Origin of the sequence: Rhodobacter capsulatus (assembly GCF_052363175.1) — a bacterium.
Classification (GTDB): Bacteria; Pseudomonadota; Alphaproteobacteria; order Rhodobacterales; family Rhodobacteraceae; genus Rhodobacter; species Rhodobacter capsulatus_D.
The window spans coordinates 2,033,177-2,055,435 of sequence record NZ_CP198946.1 but is presented as its reverse complement, the minus strand read 5'-3'; the positions used below and the strand labels follow the sequence as shown (position 1 = coordinate 2,055,435).

Annotated in this window: 22 protein-coding genes; 14 read left to right on the top strand and 8 right to left on the bottom strand. The window is 63.9% G+C overall.

Going from position 1 to position 22,259, the window contains the following annotated elements:
- Positions 1-50 precede the first annotated feature (50 nt).
- Genes ACTTAI_RS11040 through ACTTAI_RS11025 form a run of 4 tightly spaced genes read left to right on the top strand, consistent with a single transcriptional unit; the run spans position 51 to position 4,164 of the window.
- Positions 51-311, top strand: coding sequence for a hypothetical protein (locus tag ACTTAI_RS11040; protein ID WP_444451568.1), 261 nt, complete (start codon positions 51-53; stop codon positions 309-311).
- Positions 301-1,872, top strand: coding sequence for a hypothetical protein (locus ACTTAI_RS11035; protein ID WP_444451567.1), 1,572 nt, complete (start codon positions 301-303; stop codon positions 1,870-1,872). Before ACTTAI_RS11040 ends, ACTTAI_RS11035 begins: the two co-directional genes overlap by 11 nt.
- Positions 1,869-2,810 (top strand): site-specific tyrosine recombinase XerD, encoded by a 942-nt coding sequence (locus ACTTAI_RS11030; protein WP_444451565.1) that lies wholly within the window; start codon positions 1,869-1,871, stop codon positions 2,808-2,810. The genes ACTTAI_RS11035 and ACTTAI_RS11030 overlap by 4 nt, the downstream gene beginning before the upstream one ends.
- A gap of 34 nt (positions 2,811-2,844) precedes the next feature.
- Positions 2,845-4,164 (top strand): HlyC/CorC family transporter, encoded by a 1,320-nt coding sequence (locus ACTTAI_RS11025; protein ID WP_444451563.1) that lies wholly within the window; start codon positions 2,845-2,847, stop codon positions 4,162-4,164.
- Positions 4,165-4,270: 106 nt separating this feature from the next.
- Here the strand turns inward: ACTTAI_RS11025 and ACTTAI_RS11020 are convergent, their stop codons facing one another.
- The 7 genes from ACTTAI_RS11020 to ACTTAI_RS10990 all read right to left on the bottom strand — a co-directional run bounded on the left by ACTTAI_RS11020 (position 4,271) and on the right by ACTTAI_RS10990 (position 12,478).
- On the bottom strand, positions 4,271-5,827 hold the full coding sequence (locus tag ACTTAI_RS11020) for a trimethylamine methyltransferase family protein (protein WP_444451561.1): 1,557 nt from the start codon (positions 5,825-5,827) through the stop codon (positions 4,271-4,273).
- A gap of 70 nt (positions 5,828-5,897) precedes the next feature.
- On the bottom strand, positions 5,898-6,983 hold the full coding sequence (locus ACTTAI_RS11015; protein WP_444451559.1) for an ABC transporter ATP-binding protein: 1,086 nt from the start codon (positions 6,981-6,983) through the stop codon (positions 5,898-5,900).
- The gene (locus tag ACTTAI_RS11010; RefSeq protein ID WP_444451557.1) at positions 6,976-8,601 is read right to left on the bottom strand and encodes an alpha-glucosidase; all 1,626 of its coding nucleotides are present in this window, start codon (positions 8,599-8,601) and stop codon (positions 6,976-6,978) included. The genes ACTTAI_RS11015 and ACTTAI_RS11010 overlap by 8 nt, the downstream gene beginning before the upstream one ends.
- Positions 8,602-9,750 carry a carbohydrate ABC transporter permease gene (locus ACTTAI_RS11005; RefSeq protein ID WP_444451555.1) on the bottom strand — a complete coding sequence of 383 codons (1,149 nt, stop codon included), beginning with the start codon at positions 9,748-9,750 and terminating at the stop codon, positions 8,602-8,604. It abuts the gene before it with no gap.
- Entirely contained in the window at positions 9,747-10,742 is a 996-nt protein-coding gene (locus ACTTAI_RS11000; RefSeq protein WP_444455739.1) for a carbohydrate ABC transporter permease, read from the bottom strand. Before ACTTAI_RS11000 ends, ACTTAI_RS11005 begins: the two co-directional genes overlap by 4 nt.
- An 83-nt stretch (positions 10,743-10,825) precedes the next feature.
- Complete coding sequence (locus tag ACTTAI_RS10995; RefSeq protein ID WP_444451553.1) at positions 10,826-12,181, bottom strand: ABC transporter substrate-binding protein; 1,356 nt, start codon at positions 12,179-12,181, stop codon at positions 10,826-10,828.
- A gap of 60 nt (positions 12,182-12,241) precedes the next feature.
- Positions 12,242-12,478, bottom strand: a complete 237-nt coding sequence (locus ACTTAI_RS10990; protein ID WP_444451551.1) for a hypothetical protein — start codon at positions 12,476-12,478, stop codon at positions 12,242-12,244.
- On the opposite strand from ACTTAI_RS10990, the gene ACTTAI_RS10985 reads away from it, so the two are divergent.
- The 10 genes from ACTTAI_RS10985 (at position 12,452) to ACTTAI_RS10940 (ending at position 20,898) form a co-directional block, all read left to right on the top strand.
- On the top strand, positions 12,452-13,486 hold the full coding sequence (locus ACTTAI_RS10985; RefSeq protein ID WP_444451549.1) for a LacI family DNA-binding transcriptional regulator: 1,035 nt from the start codon (positions 12,452-12,454) through the stop codon (positions 13,484-13,486). The genes ACTTAI_RS10990 and ACTTAI_RS10985 overlap by 27 nt on opposite strands.
- Complete coding sequence (locus ACTTAI_RS10980) at positions 13,483-14,811, top strand: GH1 family beta-glucosidase (protein ID WP_444451547.1); 1,329 nt, start codon at positions 13,483-13,485, stop codon at positions 14,809-14,811. Before ACTTAI_RS10985 ends, ACTTAI_RS10980 begins: the two co-directional genes overlap by 4 nt.
- Before the next feature lies 1 nt (position 14,812).
- Positions 14,813-15,790 (top strand): glucokinase, encoded by a 978-nt coding sequence (locus ACTTAI_RS10975; RefSeq protein ID WP_444451545.1) that lies wholly within the window; start codon positions 14,813-14,815, stop codon positions 15,788-15,790.
- Positions 15,791-15,940: 150 nt separating this feature from the next.
- The gene (locus tag ACTTAI_RS10970; RefSeq protein ID WP_444451543.1) at positions 15,941-16,216 is read left to right on the top strand and encodes an STAS domain-containing protein; all 276 of its coding nucleotides are present in this window, start codon (positions 15,941-15,943) and stop codon (positions 16,214-16,216) included.
- Entirely contained in the window at positions 16,213-16,578 is a 366-nt protein-coding gene (locus ACTTAI_RS10965) for a response regulator (protein WP_013067490.1), read from the top strand. The genes ACTTAI_RS10970 and ACTTAI_RS10965 overlap by 4 nt, the downstream gene beginning before the upstream one ends.
- A gap of 10 nt (positions 16,579-16,588) precedes the next feature.
- Complete coding sequence (locus ACTTAI_RS10960) at positions 16,589-18,787, top strand: chemotaxis protein CheA (protein WP_444451541.1); 2,199 nt, start codon at positions 16,589-16,591, stop codon at positions 18,785-18,787.
- A 5-nt stretch (positions 18,788-18,792) separates the two neighbouring features.
- Entirely contained in the window at positions 18,793-19,260 is a 468-nt protein-coding gene (locus ACTTAI_RS10955; protein WP_444451539.1) for a chemotaxis protein CheW, read from the top strand.
- Positions 19,257-20,135, top strand: coding sequence for a CheR family methyltransferase (locus tag ACTTAI_RS10950; protein WP_444451538.1), 879 nt, complete (start codon positions 19,257-19,259; stop codon positions 20,133-20,135). Before ACTTAI_RS10955 ends, ACTTAI_RS10950 begins: the two co-directional genes overlap by 4 nt.
- On the top strand, positions 20,126-20,512 hold the full coding sequence (locus ACTTAI_RS10945; RefSeq protein ID WP_444451536.1) for a response regulator: 387 nt from the start codon (positions 20,126-20,128) through the stop codon (positions 20,510-20,512). Before ACTTAI_RS10950 ends, ACTTAI_RS10945 begins: the two co-directional genes overlap by 10 nt.
- Positions 20,509-20,898, top strand: coding sequence for a hypothetical protein (locus ACTTAI_RS10940; RefSeq protein WP_444451534.1), 390 nt, complete (start codon positions 20,509-20,511; stop codon positions 20,896-20,898). Before ACTTAI_RS10945 ends, ACTTAI_RS10940 begins: the two co-directional genes overlap by 4 nt.
- 351 nt (positions 20,899-21,249) lie before the next feature.
- Here the strand turns inward: ACTTAI_RS10940 and lipA are convergent, their stop codons facing one another.
- Entirely contained in the window at positions 21,250-22,215 is a 966-nt protein-coding gene (gene lipA, locus ACTTAI_RS10935) for a lipoyl synthase (RefSeq protein ID WP_444451532.1), read from the bottom strand.
- Positions 22,216-22,259 lie beyond the last annotated feature (44 nt).

Here is a 22,259-nt window from a genome sequence, read left to right as displayed (position 1 = left end):
TTTCCGGCGAAAACGATCGAAGACGACCATAAAGACAAGAAAGCAGACACATGGGGCGCATATTCAAGGCCATCCTCGTTCTTCTCGTGGCGGCGGTGCTCGGCACGCTGGGCTATGCCTATTTCGGTGACATGAGCGCCGAGCCGGTCGAAATCCGCACGCCGGTCGCACTGCCCGATCTTGCCCCGGCGCCTGCCGCGGTCGCGCCCGCGGTTCCCGGGGCCGCGATGGCGCCTGCTGCGCCCGCCGATGCGAGCGCCCCGCAACCGGGTGCCGCGCCCGCAGCTGCGGGGGCGGGGCTTGACGATTGACCGCCCTCTGCTGCTGAGCCTGACGCTCGGTCTTCTTTCCTCCGGTGCGGCTGTCGCCGAACCGCCGATGTCGGCCATCGACTGGCTTTCGACCTCGGTCAGTGTGGCGCGGCCCGGAAACGGGTCGGCGGCGGTCTTGCCGCCGGTCGTCGGCGAAGCTCCGGTTTCGGGCACGGGCGCGCTTGAGAACATCGGAGTGGCCTCGCTAGACTCCCCGCTCAGCGCCGACAGCCTTGGCCTGCTGCCCGCCAGCCGCATCGGTCTGCCGCGCGGGCTTTGGGGGGCGACGCCCGAGGTCGATCTGGCCGCAGCCCTGCGCAAGGAGCGTCTTGATACGCTGCCCGCCGTGCAGGGGTTCTTGCTGGAGTTGATGCTCGCCGAACTCGATCCGCCGATCACCCCGGCGCCCGAGGGCAAGAACGTGCTGTTCCTCGCCCGCATTGATCGTCTGCTTGATCTTGGCGCGCTGGATCAGGCGATGGCGCTGCTCGAGCAGGCCGAGCCATCCGACCCGGAGATTTTCCGGCGCCGCTTCGATGTCGCGCTGCTGCTGGGACAGGAAGACCATGCCTGTGAAATCATGGAGAAATCCCCCGCGGTCGCGCCCTCTTATCCGGCCCGGATCTACTGCTTAGCGCGGCGCAGCAATTGGGATGCGGCGATGCTGACGCTCGGCACCGGACAGGCGCTGGGTCAGATCGACAGCGAGACGGCGACGCTTTTGCAACGCTTTCTGGACGATGCCGGGGCCGATGGCGCCCCCGATCTGCCGCCGCCCGCGCGGCCCAATCCGCTCAGCTTCCGGCTGATGGAGGCCGTCGGCCAGCCGATGGCGACGACGACCCTGCCCGTCGCCTTCGCGCATTCCGACCTTCGGCCCAATGCCGGCTGGAAGACGCAGTTGGAAGCCGCCGAGCGGCTGACCCGCATGGGCGTGCTCGATCCAAACCAGCTTCTGGGGCTTTACACGCAGGACCGCGCTTCTGCTTCGGGCGGGGTATGGGATCGCGTTACCATTATTTCTCAATTGGATAGCGCCCTTTCTGCAAGTGATGCGGACCGCGTCGATACGCTTTTGCCGCAAGCCTGGGCGGTGATGCAGGATCAGGAACTTGAGACCGCCTTCGCCGAGATGTTCGCCCCTCGGCTGCAAGATCTGCCGCTGACCGGCGAGGCGAAAACCCTCGCGCTGCGCATGGCGCTGCTCACCAGCGATTTCGACAAGGTCGCGCAGAGCTGGCCCGACGCGGCCAGTGCCGAACCGCTGCTGATCGCGGTGGCGCGCGGCGATACCTCGCAGATCCCGGCACAGGATCTTCTGGCGCTGACGGTGAAACGCGTGTTCGACGCGCCGCCGAAGGCGGTCCCCGAGGCCTATGCGACCCTCGTCCCCGACCGTCTGGGCGAGGCGCTGCTCTCGGCCGTCGATGACATTTCGGAAGGCGCCAAGGGTGATCCGCGGCGGCTCGAGGCCGGGCTGGTGGTGCTGCGCAAGGTTGGGCTTGAAAACCTGGCCCGTCGCACCGCGCTGCAACTGATCATTCTGGAGCGACGCGGATGATCCGCCTGACCCCGCGCGAACGGATCGCTGTCTTTCTGGAGGCGCAATCCGCCGAAGCCGGGGCCGCGCGCAACACGATCGACGCCTATGGTCGCGATCTGATCGATTTCATCGATTTCGCCGCGGCGAAGGGCTTTGATCTGATGACACTGGACCGCGAGGCGGTCGAAACCTGGCTCATCCGGCTTGAAGCCGAGGGGCTGGCAAAATCCACGCGGGCGCGGCGGCTCTCGGCGGTGAAGCAATTCTACCGCTTCGCCTATGACGAAGGCTGGCGCGAGGACAATCCGACGCTGCAGATTTCCGGTCCCGGTAAGGCAAAGCGCCTGCCGAAGACGCTGAGTGTCGAGGAGGTCGAGGCACTTCTGGACGCCGGGCGCGATCAGGGCCGCACCACCTCCGAACAGATCCGCAACCGTTGCCTGATGGAACTGCTTTACGCGACCGGCATGCGCGTGAGCGAACTCGTCGGACTGCCGGTCTCGGCGGCACGGGGCAATCCCGCGATGCTGATGGTGCGCGGCAAGGGCGACAAGGAGCGGATGGTGCCGCTGTCGCATCCCGCGCGCGAAGCGCTGGCGGCCTGGCTCATCACCCGCGACGCGGCAGAAGACGCGGCGCGGATCGCCCGCAAGACCCCTCCCTCGCGCTATCTTTTCCCCTCTTCGGGGAAAGAGGGGCATCTGACCCGGCAGGCCTTCCACGCGCTGTTGAAAGATATCGCTCTTGCGGCTGGCCTCGATCCGGCGCGGGTGACGCCGCACGTCCTGCGCCATGCCTTCGCCACGCATCTGCTGCAAGGCGGCGCCGATCTTCGGGTCATCCAGACGCTGTTGGGCCATGCCGATCTCTCGACGACCGAGATCTACACCCATGTCCTCGACGAGCGGCTGAAAGAGCTGGTGCTGGGCCATCACCCCCTGGCCAGCAAGACTTGATCCCATCGCGGCAAGGCCGCATCATCATTGCATCATGAGCACTCTCATCGCCTTTCTCGACACCACCTTCTGGATCAACGCCGCGGCCATCGCGGTTCTGCTGATGATCTCGGCCTTTTGCTCCGGGTCCGAAACCGCGCTGACCGCCGCCTCGCGGGCGAAATTGCGCGCCCGGGCCGACAAGGGCGAACAGGGCGCAGCCGCCGCGCTGCGGGTGACCGAGGACAGCGAGCGGCTGATCGGCTCGCTGCTTCTGGGCAACAACGTCGTCAACATCCTCTCGGCCTCGCTGGCAACCGCACTGCTGACCCGCATCTTCGGCCATTCCGGCGTCGCGCTGGCGACGCTTGTGATGACCGCCCTCGTCCTGATCTTCGCCGAGGTGCTGCCGAAAACCTGGGCCATCGCCAATCCCGAGACTGTCGCCGCCCGGGTGGCGCGATTGGTGCGCGTGCTGATCGTGGTGCTCAGCCCGATCGTTTCGGTCGTGCGCACGATCGTGCGCGGCATCCTGTGGATCTTCGGCCATCGCACCGATGCGAACCAGAACATGTTCTCGATTCATGAAGAGATCGCCGGGGCACTGGCGCTTGGCACCTCCGAAGGGACGGTGGACAAGGCCGACCGCGACCGCCTGCTGGGGGCGCTCGATCTCGGCAATCGCACCGTCGAAGAGATCATGCGCCACCGCAGCCAGATCGAGATGATCGACGCCGAGGATGACCCGAACGAGGTGCTGGCGCAGGTGTTGGCGTCGCCGCACACCCGTCTGCCGCTCTACAAGGGCGAGCGGGAAAATGTGGTCGGCATCCTGCATGCCAAGGACCTTCTGCGCGCGGTCGAGCGTTTCCTGCGCACGGGGGACGGCAAGCTCGATTCCGTCTCGGATCTTGATGTGATGAAGGTCTCGATGAAGCCCTACTTCATCCCCGAGACAACGCCGCTCGACGAGCAGATGCGGGAATTTCTCAAGCGGCGCACACACTTCGCGCTCGTTGTTGATGAATATGGCGACCTCAAGGGGCTGTTGACCCTCGAAGACATCCTTGAAGAAATCGTCGGCGAGATCACCGACGAATTCGACCCCAAGGGCGAGCGGCAACTCAAACCGACCGAGACCGGCGATTACATCGTCGATGGCGCGATGACGATCCGCGACCTGAACCGCGAGACCGACTGGGCGCTGCCCGATGATGAAGCCAACACGGTCGCGGGCCTCGTGATCCACGAGGCGCAGACCATCCCCGAGGTCGGGCAGGTCTTCTCCTTCCACGGGTTCCGCTTCGAAGTCGCGGCTCGCAAGGACAACCGGATCAGCCAGCTGCGCATCCGCCCGCTCGACGCCGGGCAATAGCGGCGCCACAGACAGCCGGAACTCAAAAAAAGGCGCCCCGACCGGAGCGCCTTTTATCTTGCCTCAAATATCCCGGGGGTGCGGGGGCAGCGCCCCCGCCCGCGGCTTACAGGAAAGCGTCCGGAACGGAGGCCTTCTTCTTCGCCACATATTCCGCCAGCGCCTCGTTGATGCCCGGATCGATCGCCGGGGCCTGATAGTCGCCGAGCATCTTCTTCACCCGAACGCTCGCCAACGTCGCGGTGTCGCGCGCGCCTTCCTCGTCCCAGGTCTCGAAGGGCTTGTAGTCGAAGAGATCGGTTTTCCAGAAGGCTTCCTTGAAGTTCGACTGGGTGTGACCGCAGCCGAGGAAGTGACCGCCCGGGCCAACCTCGCGCAGCGCATCCATCGCCTGCCCGTTCGCGCTCATGTCGACGCCCGCGGCCAAGCGTTGCAGCACACCGAGCTGATCGGCATCCATCACGTATTTCTCGTAGGACGAGACCAGACCGCCTTCGAGCCAGCCGCAGGCATGCAGCATGAAGTTCACGCCCGCGAGCAGACCGATGTTCAGCGTGTTCGCGGTTTCATAAGCCGCCTGCGCATCGGGCAGTTTCGAGCCGCAGAACGAGCCCGCCGAGCGGAACGGAAGACCCATCCGCCGCGCCAGCTGCCCGGCGCCGAGCGTGATCTGCGCCGCTTCCGGCGTGCCGAAGGTCGGCGCGCCCGAGTTCATATCGATCGAGGTCACGAAGGCCCCGAAGATCACCGGCGCGCCCTTGCGGATCAGCTGGCTGTAGGCCACCGCCACCATCACCTCGGCCAGCACCTGCGTCAGCGTGCCCGCGACCGTCACCGGCGCCATCGCACCACCAACGATGAAGGGCGAAACGATACAGGCCTGGTTCGCGGCGGCATAGACCTCCAGCGCGTCCATCATGATCGGGTCGAAGGTCAGCGGCGAGTTGATGTTGACGAGCGAGGTCATCACCGTGTTCTCGTCGACGAATTTCTCGCCAAACAGGATCTTCGACATCTCGATCGAGTCGACGCAGCGCGAGCGTTCGGTGACCGAGCCCATGAAGGGCTTGTCCGAGAGCGTCATGTGCGCGTGCAGCATGTCGAGGTGACGCTTGTTCACCGCCACGTCGGTCGGTTCGCACACCGTGCCGCCCGAGTGATGCAGATACTTCGACATCTGCCCGAGTTTGACGAAATTGCGGAAGTCGGCAATCGTCGCATAGCGGCGGCCACCTTCCAGATCGCGCACGAAGGGCGGGCCGTAAACCGGCGCCAGCACAAGGTTTTTCCCGCCGATGGTGACATTGCGATCAGGGTTGCGGGCATGCTGCACGAAGCTCGACGGCGCGGTCTTGCACAGCTCGCGCGCAAGGCCTTTCGGGAAGCGCACGCGCTCGCCCTGCACATCGGCGCCCACGGCGCGCCAGCGATCCAGCGCGGCCGGATTCTCGACGAAATTGACGCCGATCTCTTCCAGCACCGTCTCGGCATTGGCTTCGATGATCTGCAGCGCTTCCTCGTTCAGGATCTCGAGGTTCGGAATGTTGCGCTCGATATATTTGGCGAATTCGACCCGCACCGCGGTGCGTTCGGCCCGCCGGGCCGCCCCGCCGCCGCCGCGCGCCCGCCGCCCGCCTGCCGCCTGTTCGATCTCTTCGCTCATCGCGCACCTCCGCTTGGGTCTGTCCCGGTTTTACCCGACGATTGCCGACATCCATGCGCGGTTTGCGACATCAGCGATAAAGAAGCGACCGTCCGGCGTGGAACAGATGCACCTTTTCCGGCGCCGCGGTCAGGCTGACCGTGCTGTGACGCAAACCGGCATGGATCCCGGGCAGTTTCGCAATCATATGCGGCGCCCCGGGCTTGGCCGCGAAGTAAAGCAGCGTCACCTCGCCAAGCGCCTCGACGATCTCGACCGCGCCGGTAAAGAGACCGCCCTCTGTGATCACAGTCAGATCTTCGGGTCGAACACCGATATTCACCCGCAGCCCAAGGTCGGCCGTCGTCGTGGGCACGGTCGAGCGCGCGATGCCGCCATCGTCCAGCGCCACCACCGTCACCGCCCCGGTTTCACGGATCACCCCGGGCAGCAGGTTCATCTGCGGGGAACCAATAAACTGCGCGACGAACTCGGTTTCGGGTTTTTCGTAAAGCTCGAGCGGCGTGCCGACTTGCGCGATTCCCTTGTTCGCCAGCACGACGATACGGCTGGCCAGCGTCATCGCCTCGACCTGATCATGGGTCACATAGATCATCGTCCGCTCGGGCATCGCCTCTTTCAGCTGCGCGATCTCGATCCGCGTCGCCACCCGCAGCGCGGCATCAAGGTTCGAGAGCGGTTCGTCGAACAGATAGACCTTTGGGTCGCGCACGATCGCCCGGCCAATGGCCACGCGCTGGCGCTGCCCCCCCGAAAGCGCCTTCGGCAGCCGGTCGAGATAGGGCGTCAGCTGCAGGATGCGTGCGGCGTTTTCGACTGCCTTGTCAATCTCTTGCCGGGATTTCTTCGCAATCTTCAAGGCGAATTCCATGTTCTGGCGCACGGTCATATGCGGGTAAAGCGCATAGGACTGGAACACCATCGCAATGCCGCGCTGTGCGGGCGGCATGTCGTTTACCCGCACGCCGTCGATCCGCAATTCGCCCGCGCTGATCCGCTCCAGCCCCGCAATCATCCGCAGCAGCGTCGACTTTCCGCAGCCCGAGGGGCCGACGAAAACGATCAACTCCCCGGCTTTGATATCCAGGTCGATGTCCCGCAGCACGTCGACTTCGCCATAGGATTTGCCGACGCGCGTGAGTTTGAGATCAGCCATGATGCCCTCCGCACCGGCGCAGGATCGCGAAGTCCCAAGCGCCAAGGTCGAGGTTCCCCCCCTCGGGCGCGGCCCCATCGACCGCCTCCCAATCGCCCGGGCAGCTGACAGAGGACGGATTATCGGTGAGGTTGAAGAGGCAAAGCAGCTCCGTTTCGCCCAAGGACCGGAGGAACGAGAGCACACCGGACTTGGCGTCGATCGCGGTCATCGCGCCTTTTTGCAGCGCCGGATGGGCATGACGCAGGGCGATGGCCTTGCGGTAATGATGGATAAGCGCCCCGGGGTCGCCCTCGACGACATCGGGAGCCAAGGCGCAATGCGCCGCCGGAACGGGCAACCACGGCTTTACGCGCGAAAACCCGCCCTGCGGGTCGTTGCCTTGCCAGACCATCGGCGTGCGGCAGCCGTCCCGCCCCTTGAACTCGGGCCAGAATTCCTTGCCATAGGGGTCCTGCAGATCCTCATAGGCGATCTCGGCTTCAGGCAGGCCAAGTTCCTCGCCCTGATAGAGGCAGACCGAGCCGCGCAGGCACATCAGCAACGTCGTGTAGCAGCGCGCCGCCGCATCGCTCAGGCGCCAGCGGCTGATGTGGCGCACGACGTCGTGGTTCGAATAGGCCCAGCAGGCCCAGCCGTCCGGGGCGACCTTTGCGACCTTGCAAAAGACCTCGGCGATGTAGTCGGCCCCTAGCGCCGCATGGCCCGAGAGCAGCTCGAAGGCATAGGACATCTGCATCGCATCAGCGCCCGAGGTGTATTCGCCCAAGATCTCGAGGCCGCGCTGGCTGTCGCCGATCTCGCCCACGGCGGCAGCATTGTACCCATCCATAAGTTTTCGCAATTTCCTTAGGAAAACAATATTCTGCGGATGGTTCTTGTCATAGATGTGGCGTTGGTGGTTGTAGGGATTGACCTTGGGTGCGGTCTGATCGTTGCGCTCTTCCGGGGGCAGCGGCGGATTATTGCGCAACTCGGAATCATGCATGTAGAAGTTGATCGTATCAAGCCGGAAGCCGTCGACGCCGCGATCAAGCCAGAATTTCGCAACGCTCAGAAGCGCCTCCTGCACCGCGGGGCAATGGAAATTCAGGTCGGGCTGCGAGGTCAGGAAGTTGTGCAGATAGTACTGCTCGCGCCGGGCATCCCACTGCCACGCCGGACCGCCAAAGATCGAGAGCCAGTTGTTCGGCGCCGTGCCATCGGGTTTCGGCTCGGCCCAGACATACCAGTCGGATTTCGCGCTCGTCCGGCTCTGGCGGCTCTCCTTGAACCACGGATGCGCGTCGGAGGTGTGCGACAACACGAGGTCAATCAGCACCTTCAGCCCCAGGTCATGCGCCCGCGCGATCAGCGCATCGAAATCGGCAAGCGTGCCGAACAGCGGATCGACGTCGCAATAGTCGCTGACGTCATAGCCGAAATCCTTCATCGGCGAGGTGAAGAAGGGCGAAATCCAGATCGCATCGACGCCAAGCCCGGCCACATGGTCGAGATGCCAGGTGATCCCGGGCAAATCGCCCACGCCGTCGCCATTCGTGTCCTGAAAGCTGCGCGGGTAGATCTGATAGATCACCGCGCCGCGCCACCAGTCGGGGGATTTTTCAAGGAAGGTCATTCAGCCACCTTTCACCGAGCCGGCCAGAAGACCGCGCACGAGATATTTCTGCAAAGCGAAGAAGACGAAAAGCGGCACGGCAATCGAAACGAAAGCCGAGGCCGCGAGGATTTCCCAGTCGCCCCCGCGCGAGCCCAGAAGCGCGCGCAGGGCCCCGGTCATCACCTGCGTATCAGTGGCGTTGCCAAGGAAGACGGTGGCGACGAGCAGATCATTCCAGACCCAGAGGAACTGGAAGATCGCAAAGGAGGCCAGTGCCGGGAACGAGAGCGGCAGCACGATGCGGCGGAAGATCTGGAACTCGGTCGCGCCGTCGACGCGGGCGGATTCGATGATCTCGCGCGGCAGGCCGACCATGTAGTTGCGAAGCAGGTAAATGGCGAGTGGCAGGCCGAAGCCGGTATGGGCAAGCCAGATGCCGAGGTAGCTCTGGTTCAGGCCGATCTGATTGTGCAGTTTCAAAAGCGGGATCAGCGCCAGTTGCAGGGGGACGACCAGCAGGCCGACGATGGTCGCGACCAGAAGCGCCCGGCCCGGAAACCGCATCCAGGCCAGCGCATAGGCGGCAAAGGCGGCGATCAGGATCGGGATCACCGTCGCCGGGATCGTCACCGTCATCGTGTTCAGAAACGCTCGCCCGATCCCCTCGGCTGTGATCACACGGGTGTAGTTCTCGGTCGTCAAACGCGGCGGCGCCACCGTCGTGACGAAGATCCGCATGCCCCGGCCCTCGGGGAAAGTCGTGGGCGAGGTTAACCGATAGTCGCCCGTTTCCGAAACCGTCAGGCGTTGCCCGTCTTTCAGTTCGGCGATGTCTCCGGGCTGATAGGCTGCGGGCGCCTTTGAGGAAACGCCCCAAGATTTCAACTCAGCTTTCGGCGGCAACACATTGCCGGATATGACGAAAACACCGTCTTCCTGTATTTGCTCCGCAGCCGTTCCTGCCCGCACGAAATCGGTGGCCGTGGCCGAAAAGGCCGCCCGCCACCAGCCCGAGGTGATGATCTGGTCGCGATCCCGAAAGGACGAGACGAGCAACCCCACGGTCGGGATTGTCCACAGCAACACCAGCGCCGCAGCCGCGATATTCACCGCCCAGACGAGGGCCGCCGACCGTCCCGCCGCGCCGTCTTCGCCCCGGTCCGTCATCCCTGCATCTCCCGGTTCGCGTTGCGGATGTTCCAGATCATGATCGGCGTCACCAGAACCATGATCACCAGCGCCACGGTCGAGGCGCGCCCCGAGTCATTCGCCCGGAACATCCAGTCGAACATCAGGTTCGCCATCACCTGCGTGCCCCATTGTCCGTTCGTCATCGTCAGCACGATGTCGAAGACCTTCAGCACGGTGATGGTGATCGTGGTCCAGACGACGGCGATCGTGCCCCAGATCTGCGGCACCTTGATCCGGAAGAAGATCTGCAGCGGCGTCGCCCCGTCAATCGTCGCGGCCTCGACCGTTTCCTCGGGGATGCCGCGCAGCGCGGCGGACAGGATCACCATCGCGAAGCCGGTCTGGATCCAGATCAGCACGACCATCAGCAGGATCGAGTTCCACCCAGGCACCGTCAACCAGGCTTGCGCCGTGCCGCCCAGATGCGTGACCAGCGCGGACAGGAGGCCGATCTCGGGCTGACCCTCGCCGCGGTAGTCATAGACGAATTTCCACACCACCGCCGCGCCGACGAAAGACACGGCCATCGGCATGAAGATAAGCGACTTCGCAAGGTTCCCCCAGCGGATGCGATCGGTCAAGGCGGCCGCGATCAGACCGAACAAGGTCGAGAAAGTTGGCACAACAACGAGCCACAAGGCATTGTTACGCAAGGATTCATGGAACTTGCCATCAGCAAGGAGCCAGCGGTAGTTCGCCAGCCCCACAAAGGCATCGCCGCGGGTGTCATGAAACGACAGCCAGATCGACACGAGGATCGGATAGACAAGATAGACCCCAAGCGCGATCAGCGCCGGTCCCAGAAAAAGCCACGGCCGGATCGCTGCGGCCCAGGCCAGATTGCGGCCGATCTTCTCGCCCCGTGGCGGCAGCGCAGCATCAAGCGCCAGGTTCGACAGCCAGAACCACGCCACACAGCCGAAGACGCCGATGACGATCGTCGACAGGGCCGAAGCCGCCTGCGCCATCAATGACTGATCCATCCGCTCCCTCCCCGAAGCGTTCTCCAAGCGGCCGGGGCATGCCCGAAAACATGCCCCGCCGTTTCAGATCACTTGATCGCGTCCCAGGATTTCTGGATCTCGGCCGAGACGGTGGCAGAGTCCTTGCCGCCGACATAATCGACCATGCCGGTCCAGAACGTGCCTGCGCCCACGGCACCCGGCATCAGGTCGGAGCCGTCAAAGCGGAAGGTCGAGGCGTTGAGCAGAATGTCCCCCATCTTCTTCAGCGTCGCATCGCCGTAAACTTCGGGGTTCACCGTCTTCAGCGGCGTCAGGAAGCCGGTTTGCGCCATCCAGACCTCATGCGCGATCGGTGTTTGCAGGAATTCGAAGAAAGCCTTCGCCGCATCGCTTTCATGCGTCATCACGAAGACCGTGCCTGCGCCCAGCACCGGCTTGCCCAGATCCTTGCCCGCATAGGCCGGGAAGTAAAAGAAATCGACATCCTCGCCGATCTTCGTGCCTTCGGGGAAGAAGCTCGGGATGAAGGAGGCCTGCCGGTGCATGTAGCATTGCGGCGGGCTGACGAAGAGGCCCTTCGGGCTGTCGCGGAAATCGGTGGACCCCACCGCGCCCGCGCCACCGGCGACGAATTTGTCATTCTTCGCGAACCAGCCGAAATCGTCGATCGCCGTCAGCACCTTGGGATCGGTGAACTTGAGCGCATTCGTCGTCCAGGCGTCGTAATCCGCGGGCGTGTTGTTGCGCAGCATCATGTCCTCGACCCAGTCGGTCGCGGGCCAGCCCGTCGCCGGACCCGAGCCCAGCCCGATGCACCAGGGCGTGCCACCATCGGCGACGATCTTCTCGGTCAGGGCCTTCAGCTCTTCCATCGTCTGCGGCACTTCATAGCCCGCATCCTCGAAGTTCTCCGGGCTGTACCAGACCAGCGATTTCAGATCGACCTTGTAGAACAGACCGTAAAGCGCCCTCTTGCCATCCGGCCCGGCGTAACTGCCCAGATCGACCCAGGATTGCCCCGCGGCATAATTCTCGGCGAGCCATCTCTGCGTCGCATCGCCGAGCGGGGTCAGCTTGCCGCGCTTGGCGAGATCGGCCGCAAGACCGGGCTGCGGCACCACCGCGATATCGGGCGGCGATCCGGCCTCGACATTGACCATGATCCGCTGCTCGAAGCCATCGCCGCCATTATATTCGACGCTCGCGCCCGTCGCGGCCTCGAAGGTCGCGAGCACCGATTCGAACAGCTCCTTGTCGACACCGCCCCAGGGCCCATCGATCACCAGTTTCTGCCCCTTCAGATCGTGACTCGCCTTGAAGCTGTCAAAACTGTCCCAATGGAACCGCCCATCCTCCCCCGGAGCGAATTTCATCTGGTGCGCAAAAGCAGAGGATGTGGCGAGCGCAAGCACCGCTGCGCTCAGCAAAAGATGTTTCGTCATTCAGTCCTCCCGAGACCGGGCCATCGGCCCTTTGCCGCTGCCGCCCGAGGCTGATCCGACTCAAACCCAAAGCGCTTTGGATGCAGAAGCGTCCCCCAATCCCCCCGCAAAGTCAATCAAAACGGCGGCTGCACATGCAGAAAATAAAGCTGTCAATGCTGCTTGCGCAGCAATTTTCAGATCCCGCCGGAACGATTGACGCGCCGGGGGCGAGGGGTTTACGCTACCAGCATTAAAACCGCTTTGAATAGCGGTCAAACGGACCCCGCCATGAACCTCAAGGATCTCGCGCAGCATCTGGGGCTTTCGCCGACCACGGTCAGTCGCGCCCTGAACGGCTTTCCCGAAGTGGCCGAAGCCACCCGGATAAGGGTCGAGGCGGCCGCGCGCGAATACAACTACAGGCCGAACGCGCAGGCCAAGCGCCTTGCCACCGGGCGGGCGATGGCGATCGGGCATGTCATCCCGATTTCCACCCAGCACGAGATCGTCAACCCGGTCTTCGCAGATTTCATCGCCGGTGCCGGCGAGGTCTATGCCCGCGCCGGCTATGACATGCTTCTGACCCTCGTTCCCGACGCGGACCAGGAGCGGGCCTATCGGGAAATCCGCTCCAAGGGCAATGTCGATGGCATCATCGTCCATGGCCCGCGGGCGGGCGATCCGCGCATTGCCCTGCTCGAAGAGCTTGGCCTGCCCTTTGTCGTGCATGGTCGCGCTTCGGGCATCAGCCGCCCCTATGCTTTTGTGGATGTGAACAATTCCCGCGCTTTCGAGCGGGCAACACGGTTCCTGCTCGACCTCGGGCATCGCCGCATCGCGCTGGTGAACGGGATCGAGGCGATGGATTTCGCCCTGCGTCGGCGGCGCGGGTTCGAACGTGCGCTGGCCGCGGCCGATCTGTCCCCCGATCCGCGGCTGATGGTGGCGGGCGAGATGACCGAGGCGCAGGGGCATGATGCCGCCCGCGCAATGTTGCGCCTGAGCACGCCGCCCACGGCTTTCCTGACCTCGTCGCTCCTTTCGGCCATGGGGGTGCGCCGCGCGCTTTGGGAGGAAGGTCTGGTGATGGGCCGCGATGTCTCGATCGTCACCCATGACGACGAACTCGGCTACCTTAAGAACGGTGCCGAGGAGCCGATCTTCACCGCCACCCGCTCTTCCGTTCGCGAGGCCGGGCGGCGCTGCGCCACGATGTTGCTGCGCATGATCGAATCCCCGCTGCCCGAGCCCGCCTCGGACCTGCTCGAAGCGGTTCTGGTCGTCGGCGGCTCCACTGGCCCAGCCCCCGGAGGTGCCGCATGACCGCCCTGCCCCCACGCTCCGCCTTTCCGCCCGGGTTCCTGTTTGGAGTCGCGACCTCCTCCTATCAGATCGAGGGGCACGCTTTCGGCGGCGCCGGTCCGACGCATTGGGACACGTTCGCGGCAACGCCCGGCAATGTGAAAGGCGCCGAGACCGGCGCACGCGCCTGCGATCACTATCACCGCTGGGCCGAGGATCTCGACCTTGTGGCGGCGGCGGGCTTTGAGTCCTATCGTTTTTCCACCTCTTGGGCGCGGGTTCTGCCCGAAGGGCGCGGCGCGGTGAATGCCGAGGGGCTCGATTTCTACGACCGCCTTGTCGATGGCATGCTGGAACGCGGGTTGAAACCGGCGCTCACGCTCTATCACTGGGAACTGCCCGCGGCGCTGGCGGATCTGGGCGGCTGGCGCAACCGCGACGTGGCTCAGTGGTTTGGCGATTTCACCCGGATCATCGCGCGACGGCTCGGCGACCGGATCTGGTCGACCGCCCCGATCAACGAGCCTTGGTGCGTCGGCTGGCTCTCGCATTTCCTTGGCCTCCACGCGCCGGGTCTGCGCGACATCCGGGCCACCGCGCGGGCGATGCATCACCTCTGTCTGGCGCATGGCACGGCCATCGGCGTGCTGCGCGCCGAGGGGCTGACGAACCTTGGCGCCGTGTGCAATTTCGAACACGCCCTGCCCGCTTCGCAAAGCCCGGAATGCGCAGCAGCGGCAAAGCGTTACGATGCGATCTTCAATCGCTTCTTTGTCGAGGCGATGTTCCTTGGCCGCTATCCGGAAGAGGTCCTCGACGGCTTCGCCCCGCATCTGCCGCAGGGCTGGGAGGAGGATTTCGCAACGATCACCGCGCCGCTCGACTGGTTCGGCATCAACTACTACACCGCCAAGCGCATCGGCCCCTCCACAGGCCCTTGGCCCGGCACAACCGAACTGCCCGGGCCGCTGCCGAAAACCGCTCTGGGATGGGAAATCTGCCCCGAGGGGCTGAGTCATCTCCTCACCCGGTTGCACCGCGATTACACGGGGTCGACGCCCCTTTACATCACCGAGAACGGCATGGCGGCCGAGGATCGTCTGGTCCATGGCCTGTGCATCGACGAGGATCGCATCGCCTATCTCGCCGCACATCTGCACGCCTGCCGCGACGCCATTGCCGCGGGCGTGCCGCTGGCGGGCTATTATGCGTGGTCGCTGCTCGACAATTACGAATGGGCCGAGGGCTATGAGGGCCGCTTCGGTCTTGTCCATGTTGATTTCGAAAGCTTGCAGCGCACCCCCAAGGCGTCCTATCACGCCTTGAGCAAGGCTTTGGAGCGCTAACATGATCACCGCCACCCCGAACCGTTACGCGCTTCTGGCCGATATCGGCGGCACCAACACGCGGGTGGCGCTGTCGGATCATGGGCGGCTGCTGCCCGAATCGATCCGCCGCTATGCCAATGCCGGTCAGCCCGCGCTGGAACCGATCCTGAGCGCCTACATGCAGACCGAGGGTGTGACCGATCTTGCGGGCGCCTGCGTGGCCGCGGCAGGTCCGGTGCGCGATGGCACCGCCCATATGACCAATCTCTCCTGGGTGATCGAAAGCACATCGATCGCCAAGGTCACCGGGGCCGAGACCGTCGCGGTGCTGAACGATCTGCAGGCGCAGGGCCATGCGCTGGGCCATCTCGCCCCCGAGGCGGTTGCGACCGTTCTGCCCGGCCAACCCGCCCGGCCCGGCTCGGCGCAGCTCGTGATCGGCGTCGGCACCGGCTTCAACGCCGCCCCCGTGCACGAAGCCCCGGGCGGACGCATCGTCACCGCCTCGGAATGCGGGCATATCACCTTGCCAACCGTCACTGACGAAGACATACGCCTGATGCGGTTTGTCGAGGCGGCACACGGCTTTGCAGCCGTCGAGGACGTGCTGTCCGGCCGCGGGCTTGAGCGTGTCTTCGCCTTTGCCGCCGCCGAGGCCGGGGAACCGCACAACCTGACCGCGGCCGAGGTGATGGCCGAGATCACTGCCCGCAGCGCGCTTGGCCTTGAGACTGCCCGCATCTTCCTGCGCCACCTCGGCGCCGTCGTCGGCGATCTGGCGCTGATTCACTTGCCGTTTGGCGGCATCCATCTGTGTGGCGGCGTCGCGCGCGCCTTCACGCCGCTGTTCTCCGAATTCGGTTTCGCGGATGCAATGCAGGCAAAGGGCCGGTTTTCGGGCTTTCTGACCGCTTTCCCGGTGCGGGTGATTGAGGATGACTACGCCGCCCTCGTGGGTTGTGCGGCCCATCTGCACGCCTGTGCCCCCCGGATCTGAGCCAAAGCCCATAAAAGGCAACAGGATGGCAGGGTAAAAAACCCTGTGGCGTCAAACCTTATTTAACCCGCAGCCGGTAAGCCTCTTTCATGCAGGAATGAAAGGGGAACACGTGTCCGTTTTCCAAACCCATCTATTGGCGAGGTCGGAATGACCACGATCGCCCTTGCTTCACGGCTCGACCTGTCGCAGGTCGCACCGCTCGCCACAGCCCTGCGCGGTGCGACCGGTGCCGATCTCGTTCTCGACGCTTCGGCCGTTACCCATCTGGGCGGGCTTGCATTGCAAGTCCTGGCCTCCGCCGCAAAAAGCGCGCGGCAGGCTGGAACCTCACTCATCATCACGCCGCGATCGGAAGCCTTTGACGACGCTCTTGCCGTCTTTGGCCTGACGCCCGCGGACATTCAAACCGGAGAGGCCGCATGAGCCTGACTGTCCTTGCGGTCGATGACAGCCGCACTATCCGCGACATGCTGAAACTTGCCCTGACAGATGCGGGGATCACGCTCCACCTCGCCGAAGACGGGGTTCACGGGCTTGAGGTGCTCGACGGCATCGCCCCCGATGCCATCATTTCCGACATCAACATGCCCCGTCTTGATGGCTTCGGCTTCATCGAGGCTGTGCGGGCGCAGGACAAGCACCGGGCGACACCGATCCTCGTGCTGACCACCGAATCCGCCCCCGAGCTGAAGGCCCGCGCCCGCGCGGCTGGCGCCACCGGCTGGATCGTGAAGCCTTTCGACCCGCCGAAGCTGGTCAAGGCGCTGCAAATGGTTACCGGCTGAGGAGAGCGAGATGGCAACGGACCCGATGGCAGAAATCCGGGCCAGTTTCTTCATCGAATGTGAAGAGCTGCTCGAAAGCCTGCAGGATGCCCTGTCCGACATGGACGAGGGCAGCCATGACAACGAGACGATCAACATCGTTTTCCGCGCGGTCCATTCCATCAAGGGCGGCGCAGGGGCCTTCGGCCTTGATGCGCTGGTCGGCTTTGCCCACCGCTACGAAACGGTTCTCGATGAACTGCGCTCTGGTCGGATGACGATCACGCCCGAGGCCATGAAGTTGTTCTTCCAGGCGGCGGATTTCCTGCAGGACCATGTCCGCGCCGCGCGCGATGCGGCCCCCCCGCCCGAAGGGTCTGAGGACTGCCTCGTGTCGCTCGAAGCTCTGATCGGCGGCGGCGCCGGTCCGGTCGTCGAGGAAGAAGTGACCGATTTCCAACCGATGGGTCTGGCCTTCGATTTCGGGCCTGTCGACGAAGCTCCCTCCACGCCGGTCTGGACAGTGCGCTTCCGCCCCGCTGCGGCCCTGTTCAGTTCGGGCAACGAGCCGCTGCACCTTTTGCGCGCGCTCGGAAAGCTTGGTGCGACCACCACGACCTGTGATCTCTCGCGTCTGCCGCCGCTCGAAGCGCTTGATCCCGAAAGCTCCTGGCTTGAATGGGTGGTCGAGATTTCAGGCGATGTCACCGATTTCGACATCCGCGAGGTGTTCGACTTTGTCGAAGACGTCTGTGACATCGAGATCTCCAGCGGGGCAGCCGCGGATTCTCTGCCCGAGATGGGCGATTTCGGAATGCCCGGCGCTGCGGCATTCGATCTGCCGCCGCTCACGCCCGATCCGGAAGATCCGGTGCCTGTCGCGACCGCTCCGTCCACCCCGGCCGAGGTCATCCCGATGTCCAAACCCGAACCGCGGGTCGAGGCCCCGCCACCGCCCCCTTTCGTCGCGGCTGACGCGCCCGCATCTGCGGGCGCCGGACCGGTTCAGCGCGAATCGGCATCCGAACCCTCGGCAACGGTGCGCGTCGATCTCGACCGCATCGACCGGCTTGTGAACCTTGTCGGTGAGCTGGTGATCAACCAAGCGATGCTGGCCCAAAGCGTGGCCGAAGCTGGCTTGCCGCCGAACTCGGCCGTGATGACCGGGCTGGAAGCCTTCATGATGCTGACCCGCGACATCCAGGACAGCGTGATGATGATTCGCGCCCAGCCGGTGAAGCCGCTGTTCCAGCGCATGGCCCGGATCGTCCGCGAAGCTTCAAGCGCCGTTGGCAAGGAAGTGCGTCTGCGCACCGAAGGCGAGGCGACCGAAGTCGACAAGACCGTGATCGAACGGCTTGCCGATCCGCTGACCCACATGATCCGCAACGCGGTTGACCATGGCCTTGAGACGCCCGAGAAACGGCGTGCTGCTGGAAAGACCTCGGAAGGGGTGATCACACTCTCGGCACAGCATCGTTCGGGGCGCGTGGTGATCGAGGTCGCCGATGACGGTGCTGGCATCAACCGTCCGAAGGTGCGCGAGATTGCGATTTCCAAGGGGCTCGTGGCTCCGGACGCGCAGCTCAGCGACAGCGAGATCGACAACCTTCTGTTCCTTCCCGGGTTCTCGACGGCAGATCAGGTATCGGCCCTCTCCGGTCGCGGCGTCGGCATGGATGTCGTGCGTCAGGCCATCCAATCGCTCGGCGGTCGCATCACCATCCATTCGGAGCCCGGCAAAGGCACGCGCTTCTCGATTTCGCTGCCACTGACCCTCGCCGTGCTTGATGGCATGGTGGTGAATGTTGCGGGCGAAACTCTTGTGGTGCCGCTTTCGGCAATCCTTGAAACGGCGACCCTCACCGACGAGGATATTCGCGCCCTTGGCCCGAACACGAACGTGATCCATGTCCGCGGAGCCTTTGTCCCGCTCTATGATCTGGGGGCGGAACTTGGCTATCGGGCCCCGAAGGCCAGCTATGCAGGCGGTATCGTTCTGCTCACGGCGCAGGAAAACGGCACCCGTTCCGCCCTTGTCGTCGACTCGATCCTTGAGCAGCGGCAGGTGGTGATCAAGGGGCTGCAGCGCAGCTATGGCCACATTCCCGGCGTCGCCGCCGCCACCATCCTTGGCGATGGTCAGATCGCCCTGATCCTTGACCCGCCCGATCTTGTTCAAAACGCTTCCGGACGCACCCGGAGCCCAGCCTTCGCTCTTGCAGGATGACCGCCATGACCCTGGAAAAAAGCTCGCAAAACTCCTCCGAAGTCGAACTCCTGTCATTCCGGCTTGCCGATGAGGAATACAGCGTCGACATCATGTCCGTCCGCGAAATCCGTGGCTGGACCCGTGCGACCCCTCTGCCGCATGCGCCGATGCATGTGCGCGGCGTGATCAACCTGCGCGGCACCGTACTGCCGGTCGTCGATCTCTCTGTTCGCCTCGGCATGGAACCCGTCGTGGGCGATGCCCGCAACGTCATCATCGTCGTTCAGGTCGGCTCGCAAACCGCGGGGCTTTTGGTCAATGCCGTCTCGGACATTTTGGCACTGCCGCGCACAGAACTGCAGCCGCCGCCGGAGCTGGCCGCCGATTGCGCCCACAGCTTCATTGAAGCGCTGACCATCGTCGACGGTCGCATGATCCGCGTGCTCGACCTCAGCGCCGTGTTGCCAGACGAAAACGCCGAGGCAGCATGACCCAGCATCCTCCCCACCTGGCGGTTCCCCCCGCTCCAAGCGAAAGCGAGCTGACGTCGATTGCCCGCGTTCTCTACGAGCAGGCGGGGATCGTCCTTGCACCGGGGAAAACCTCGATGGTGCAGTCGCGCCTTGGCAAACGCCTGCGCGCGCTCGGCATGAAGGACTATGGCAGCTACATCCGTCTGATCACGTCGGACGAAGGACACGAAGAGCGTCGGGCGATGGTTTCGGCCCTCACCACGAACGTGACGCAGTTCTTCCGCGAGAACCACCATTTCGAGACCTTGCGTTCCACAACCTTGCCCCCCTTGCTCGAACAGGCAAGAGCAGGCAAGAAAGTCCGGATCTGGTCGGCGGGGTGTTCGACCGGGCAAGAGGTGTTTTCGATCGCGATGGTGCTTGCCGATATGGCTCAGGATTTGGCGCGGCTCGATATCCGGTTGCTTGCAACCGATATTGATCCGCAGATGATCGCGCGTGGCCGTGCTGCGGTCTACGAAGAGACGACGCTCTCGACGATCCCGAAGCCGCTGCAACGCTTCGTGACCCTTGAGAAAGACGGTGTGCATATCGTCCCCGCGTTGCGCAATCTGGTGTCGTTCCGCGAGCTGAACCTGCACGACACGACCTGGCCGATGCGAGGCCGGTTCGATATCGTATTCTGCCGCAACGTCGTGATCTATTTCAGCCCGGAAGATCAGCTTCGCCTCTGGCGCCGCTTTGAATCCGTGCTCAATCCGGGCGGATGGCTTTTCGTCGGTCATTCCGAACGTATCCCGCTCGAACCGCCCAGCCAGCTCTCCACGGCCGGCATTACAACTTACAAGCTTCCCCATGTGGAAAGCTCGATCGGAGGCCCGAAATGGCACTGAGAGATCAATTGAGGGTCATGGTCGTTGATGACATGTCAACCAGCCGCGGACTGATCACGCAAGCGCTCGATGCAATGGGCATCCGTCAGGTCGGCTATGCGACCGACGGTCCCGGGGCGCTGCAAATTCTGGAAAAGACGCCAGTCCATCTGGTGATTTCCGACTACAACATGCCCGGCATGGACGGCCTGCAACTGCTGCACGCGCTGCGCACGAACGCGCGCACCAAAGGTTTGGGGTTCATCCTGATCACCGGTCGGGCGGATCGCGAAATCATCGACACGGGCAAGCGGCTGGGGATGAATAACTTCCTCAAGAAGCCGTTCACCCCGCAAGAATTGCGCACCTGCATCGAAGCCGTGGTGGGTCGGCTATGATCGATCTTCCCACCATCGCCTCCATACCCATTGAAAGACGGGATCTTCCGCTCGACGCCCTTGCCGCCCGCATCGGCGACGAGCTTGACACCTTGGCCCGACTTTCGTCGGAGGTCCAGCGGGCCATTTCGCTGTGCCATTTCGCCGATCACACCGACGCAGCCGCCATTCGTGGCCTGCAAGGTATCGATCGGATCACTCAGGCGCTCGAGGATCTCGGGCGTCTGATGGCCGCCGTCTCGACGGAAATGCCTCAGGATGTCAAACTGCACGCAGTGCCGATCTTGTCGCGGCTGCGTCTTCACGAACTGGCGACGAATCTCGATCCGGAGCTTGAGCGCCATGAAGTTCAGATGGAGGAGCAAGGCGAGATTCAGTGGTTCTGAGGCCCATCCAAGAACGGATATCCGTTTCTCAGGCTTGACTTTGCGCGTCCTAGCCACGCGCGACATGATCCCCGTCTTATCCGTCTCTGACGGCTCCGAAGCAGGGAGCCCCAAACAGATCCCCCGGAGCAATCCGAGTGATTCTGCGAAAAGCAGGTCACGCTCCGCAGGAAAGGGGGAAACGAGCTCGGCGCTCGCTGTGACTGAAGGCGATCGATCTTCTCCCACATGACCTGCAACAGCCGCCGGTGTGGCTCAGAGCACCAGACAGGCTGCCATTCCTCGGGCGGTGAGAGCTGGGGCCACCGCATCGAAGCCGCTCCGCCCGACGCGGTGCCCTGAACTCTGCGTTCACTCGCGCCCAAGCTTCGCATTGCGGGCAGCACGCAATTTCGCGAAATCCTCTCCGGCATGATAGCTCGACCGGGTCAGCGGCGTTGCCGAGACCATCAGGAACCCCTTGCCATAGGCCGATTTTTCGTAATCGGCGAATTCCTCGGGCGTCACGAAACGGGCAACGGCATGGTGTTTCGGCGTCGGCTGCAGATACTGACCGATGGTCAGGAAATCGATATCGGCGGCCCGCATGTCATCCATCACCTGACTGACGCCTTGCCGATCTTCCCCCAGACCGACCATGATCCCCGATTTCGTGAACATGGACGGATCGAGTTCCTTGACCCGCTGCAAAAGCCGCAGCGAATGGAAATAGCGCGCTCCGGGGCGGACCGTGGGGTAAAGCCCGGGCACGGTCTCGAGGTTGTGGTTGAACACATCCGGCCGCGCTTCAACAACCTTTTCAAGCGCTTGTGGTCCGCATTTGAGGAAGTCCGGGGTCAGAACCTCGATCGTCGTCTCGGGCGAGCGATGCCGGACGGCACGGATCGTCTGGGCGAAGTGTTCCGCCCCGCCGTCTTCAAGATCATCGCGGTCGACCGAGGTGATGACGACATGCTTGAGCCCGAGCGTCGCCACCGCATGGGCCACCCGGCCGGGCTCAAACGCATCCAGCGCATCGGGCTTGCCGGTCGCGACGTTGCAAAAACTGCACCCCCGCGTGCAAGTCTCGCCCATGATCATCATCGTCGCGTGCCCATGGCTCCAGCACTCGCCGACATTCGGGCAGCCCGCTTCCTCGCAGACGGTGACGAGCTTGTTCGACTTCAGCAGATCGCGGGTTTCCTTGTAGCCCTGCGAGGTAGGCGCCTTGACCTTGATCCAGCCCGGTTTCTTCGGCTGGGCATTGTCGGGACGATGCGCCTTTTCCGGGTGGCGCAGGCTGGGCGCCTTCGGGGCCGGGTCCTGAGTGTCGGGCATCGGGCTTCCTTTCGCAGCGAACGTCCTCCAGATAGGACGAAACC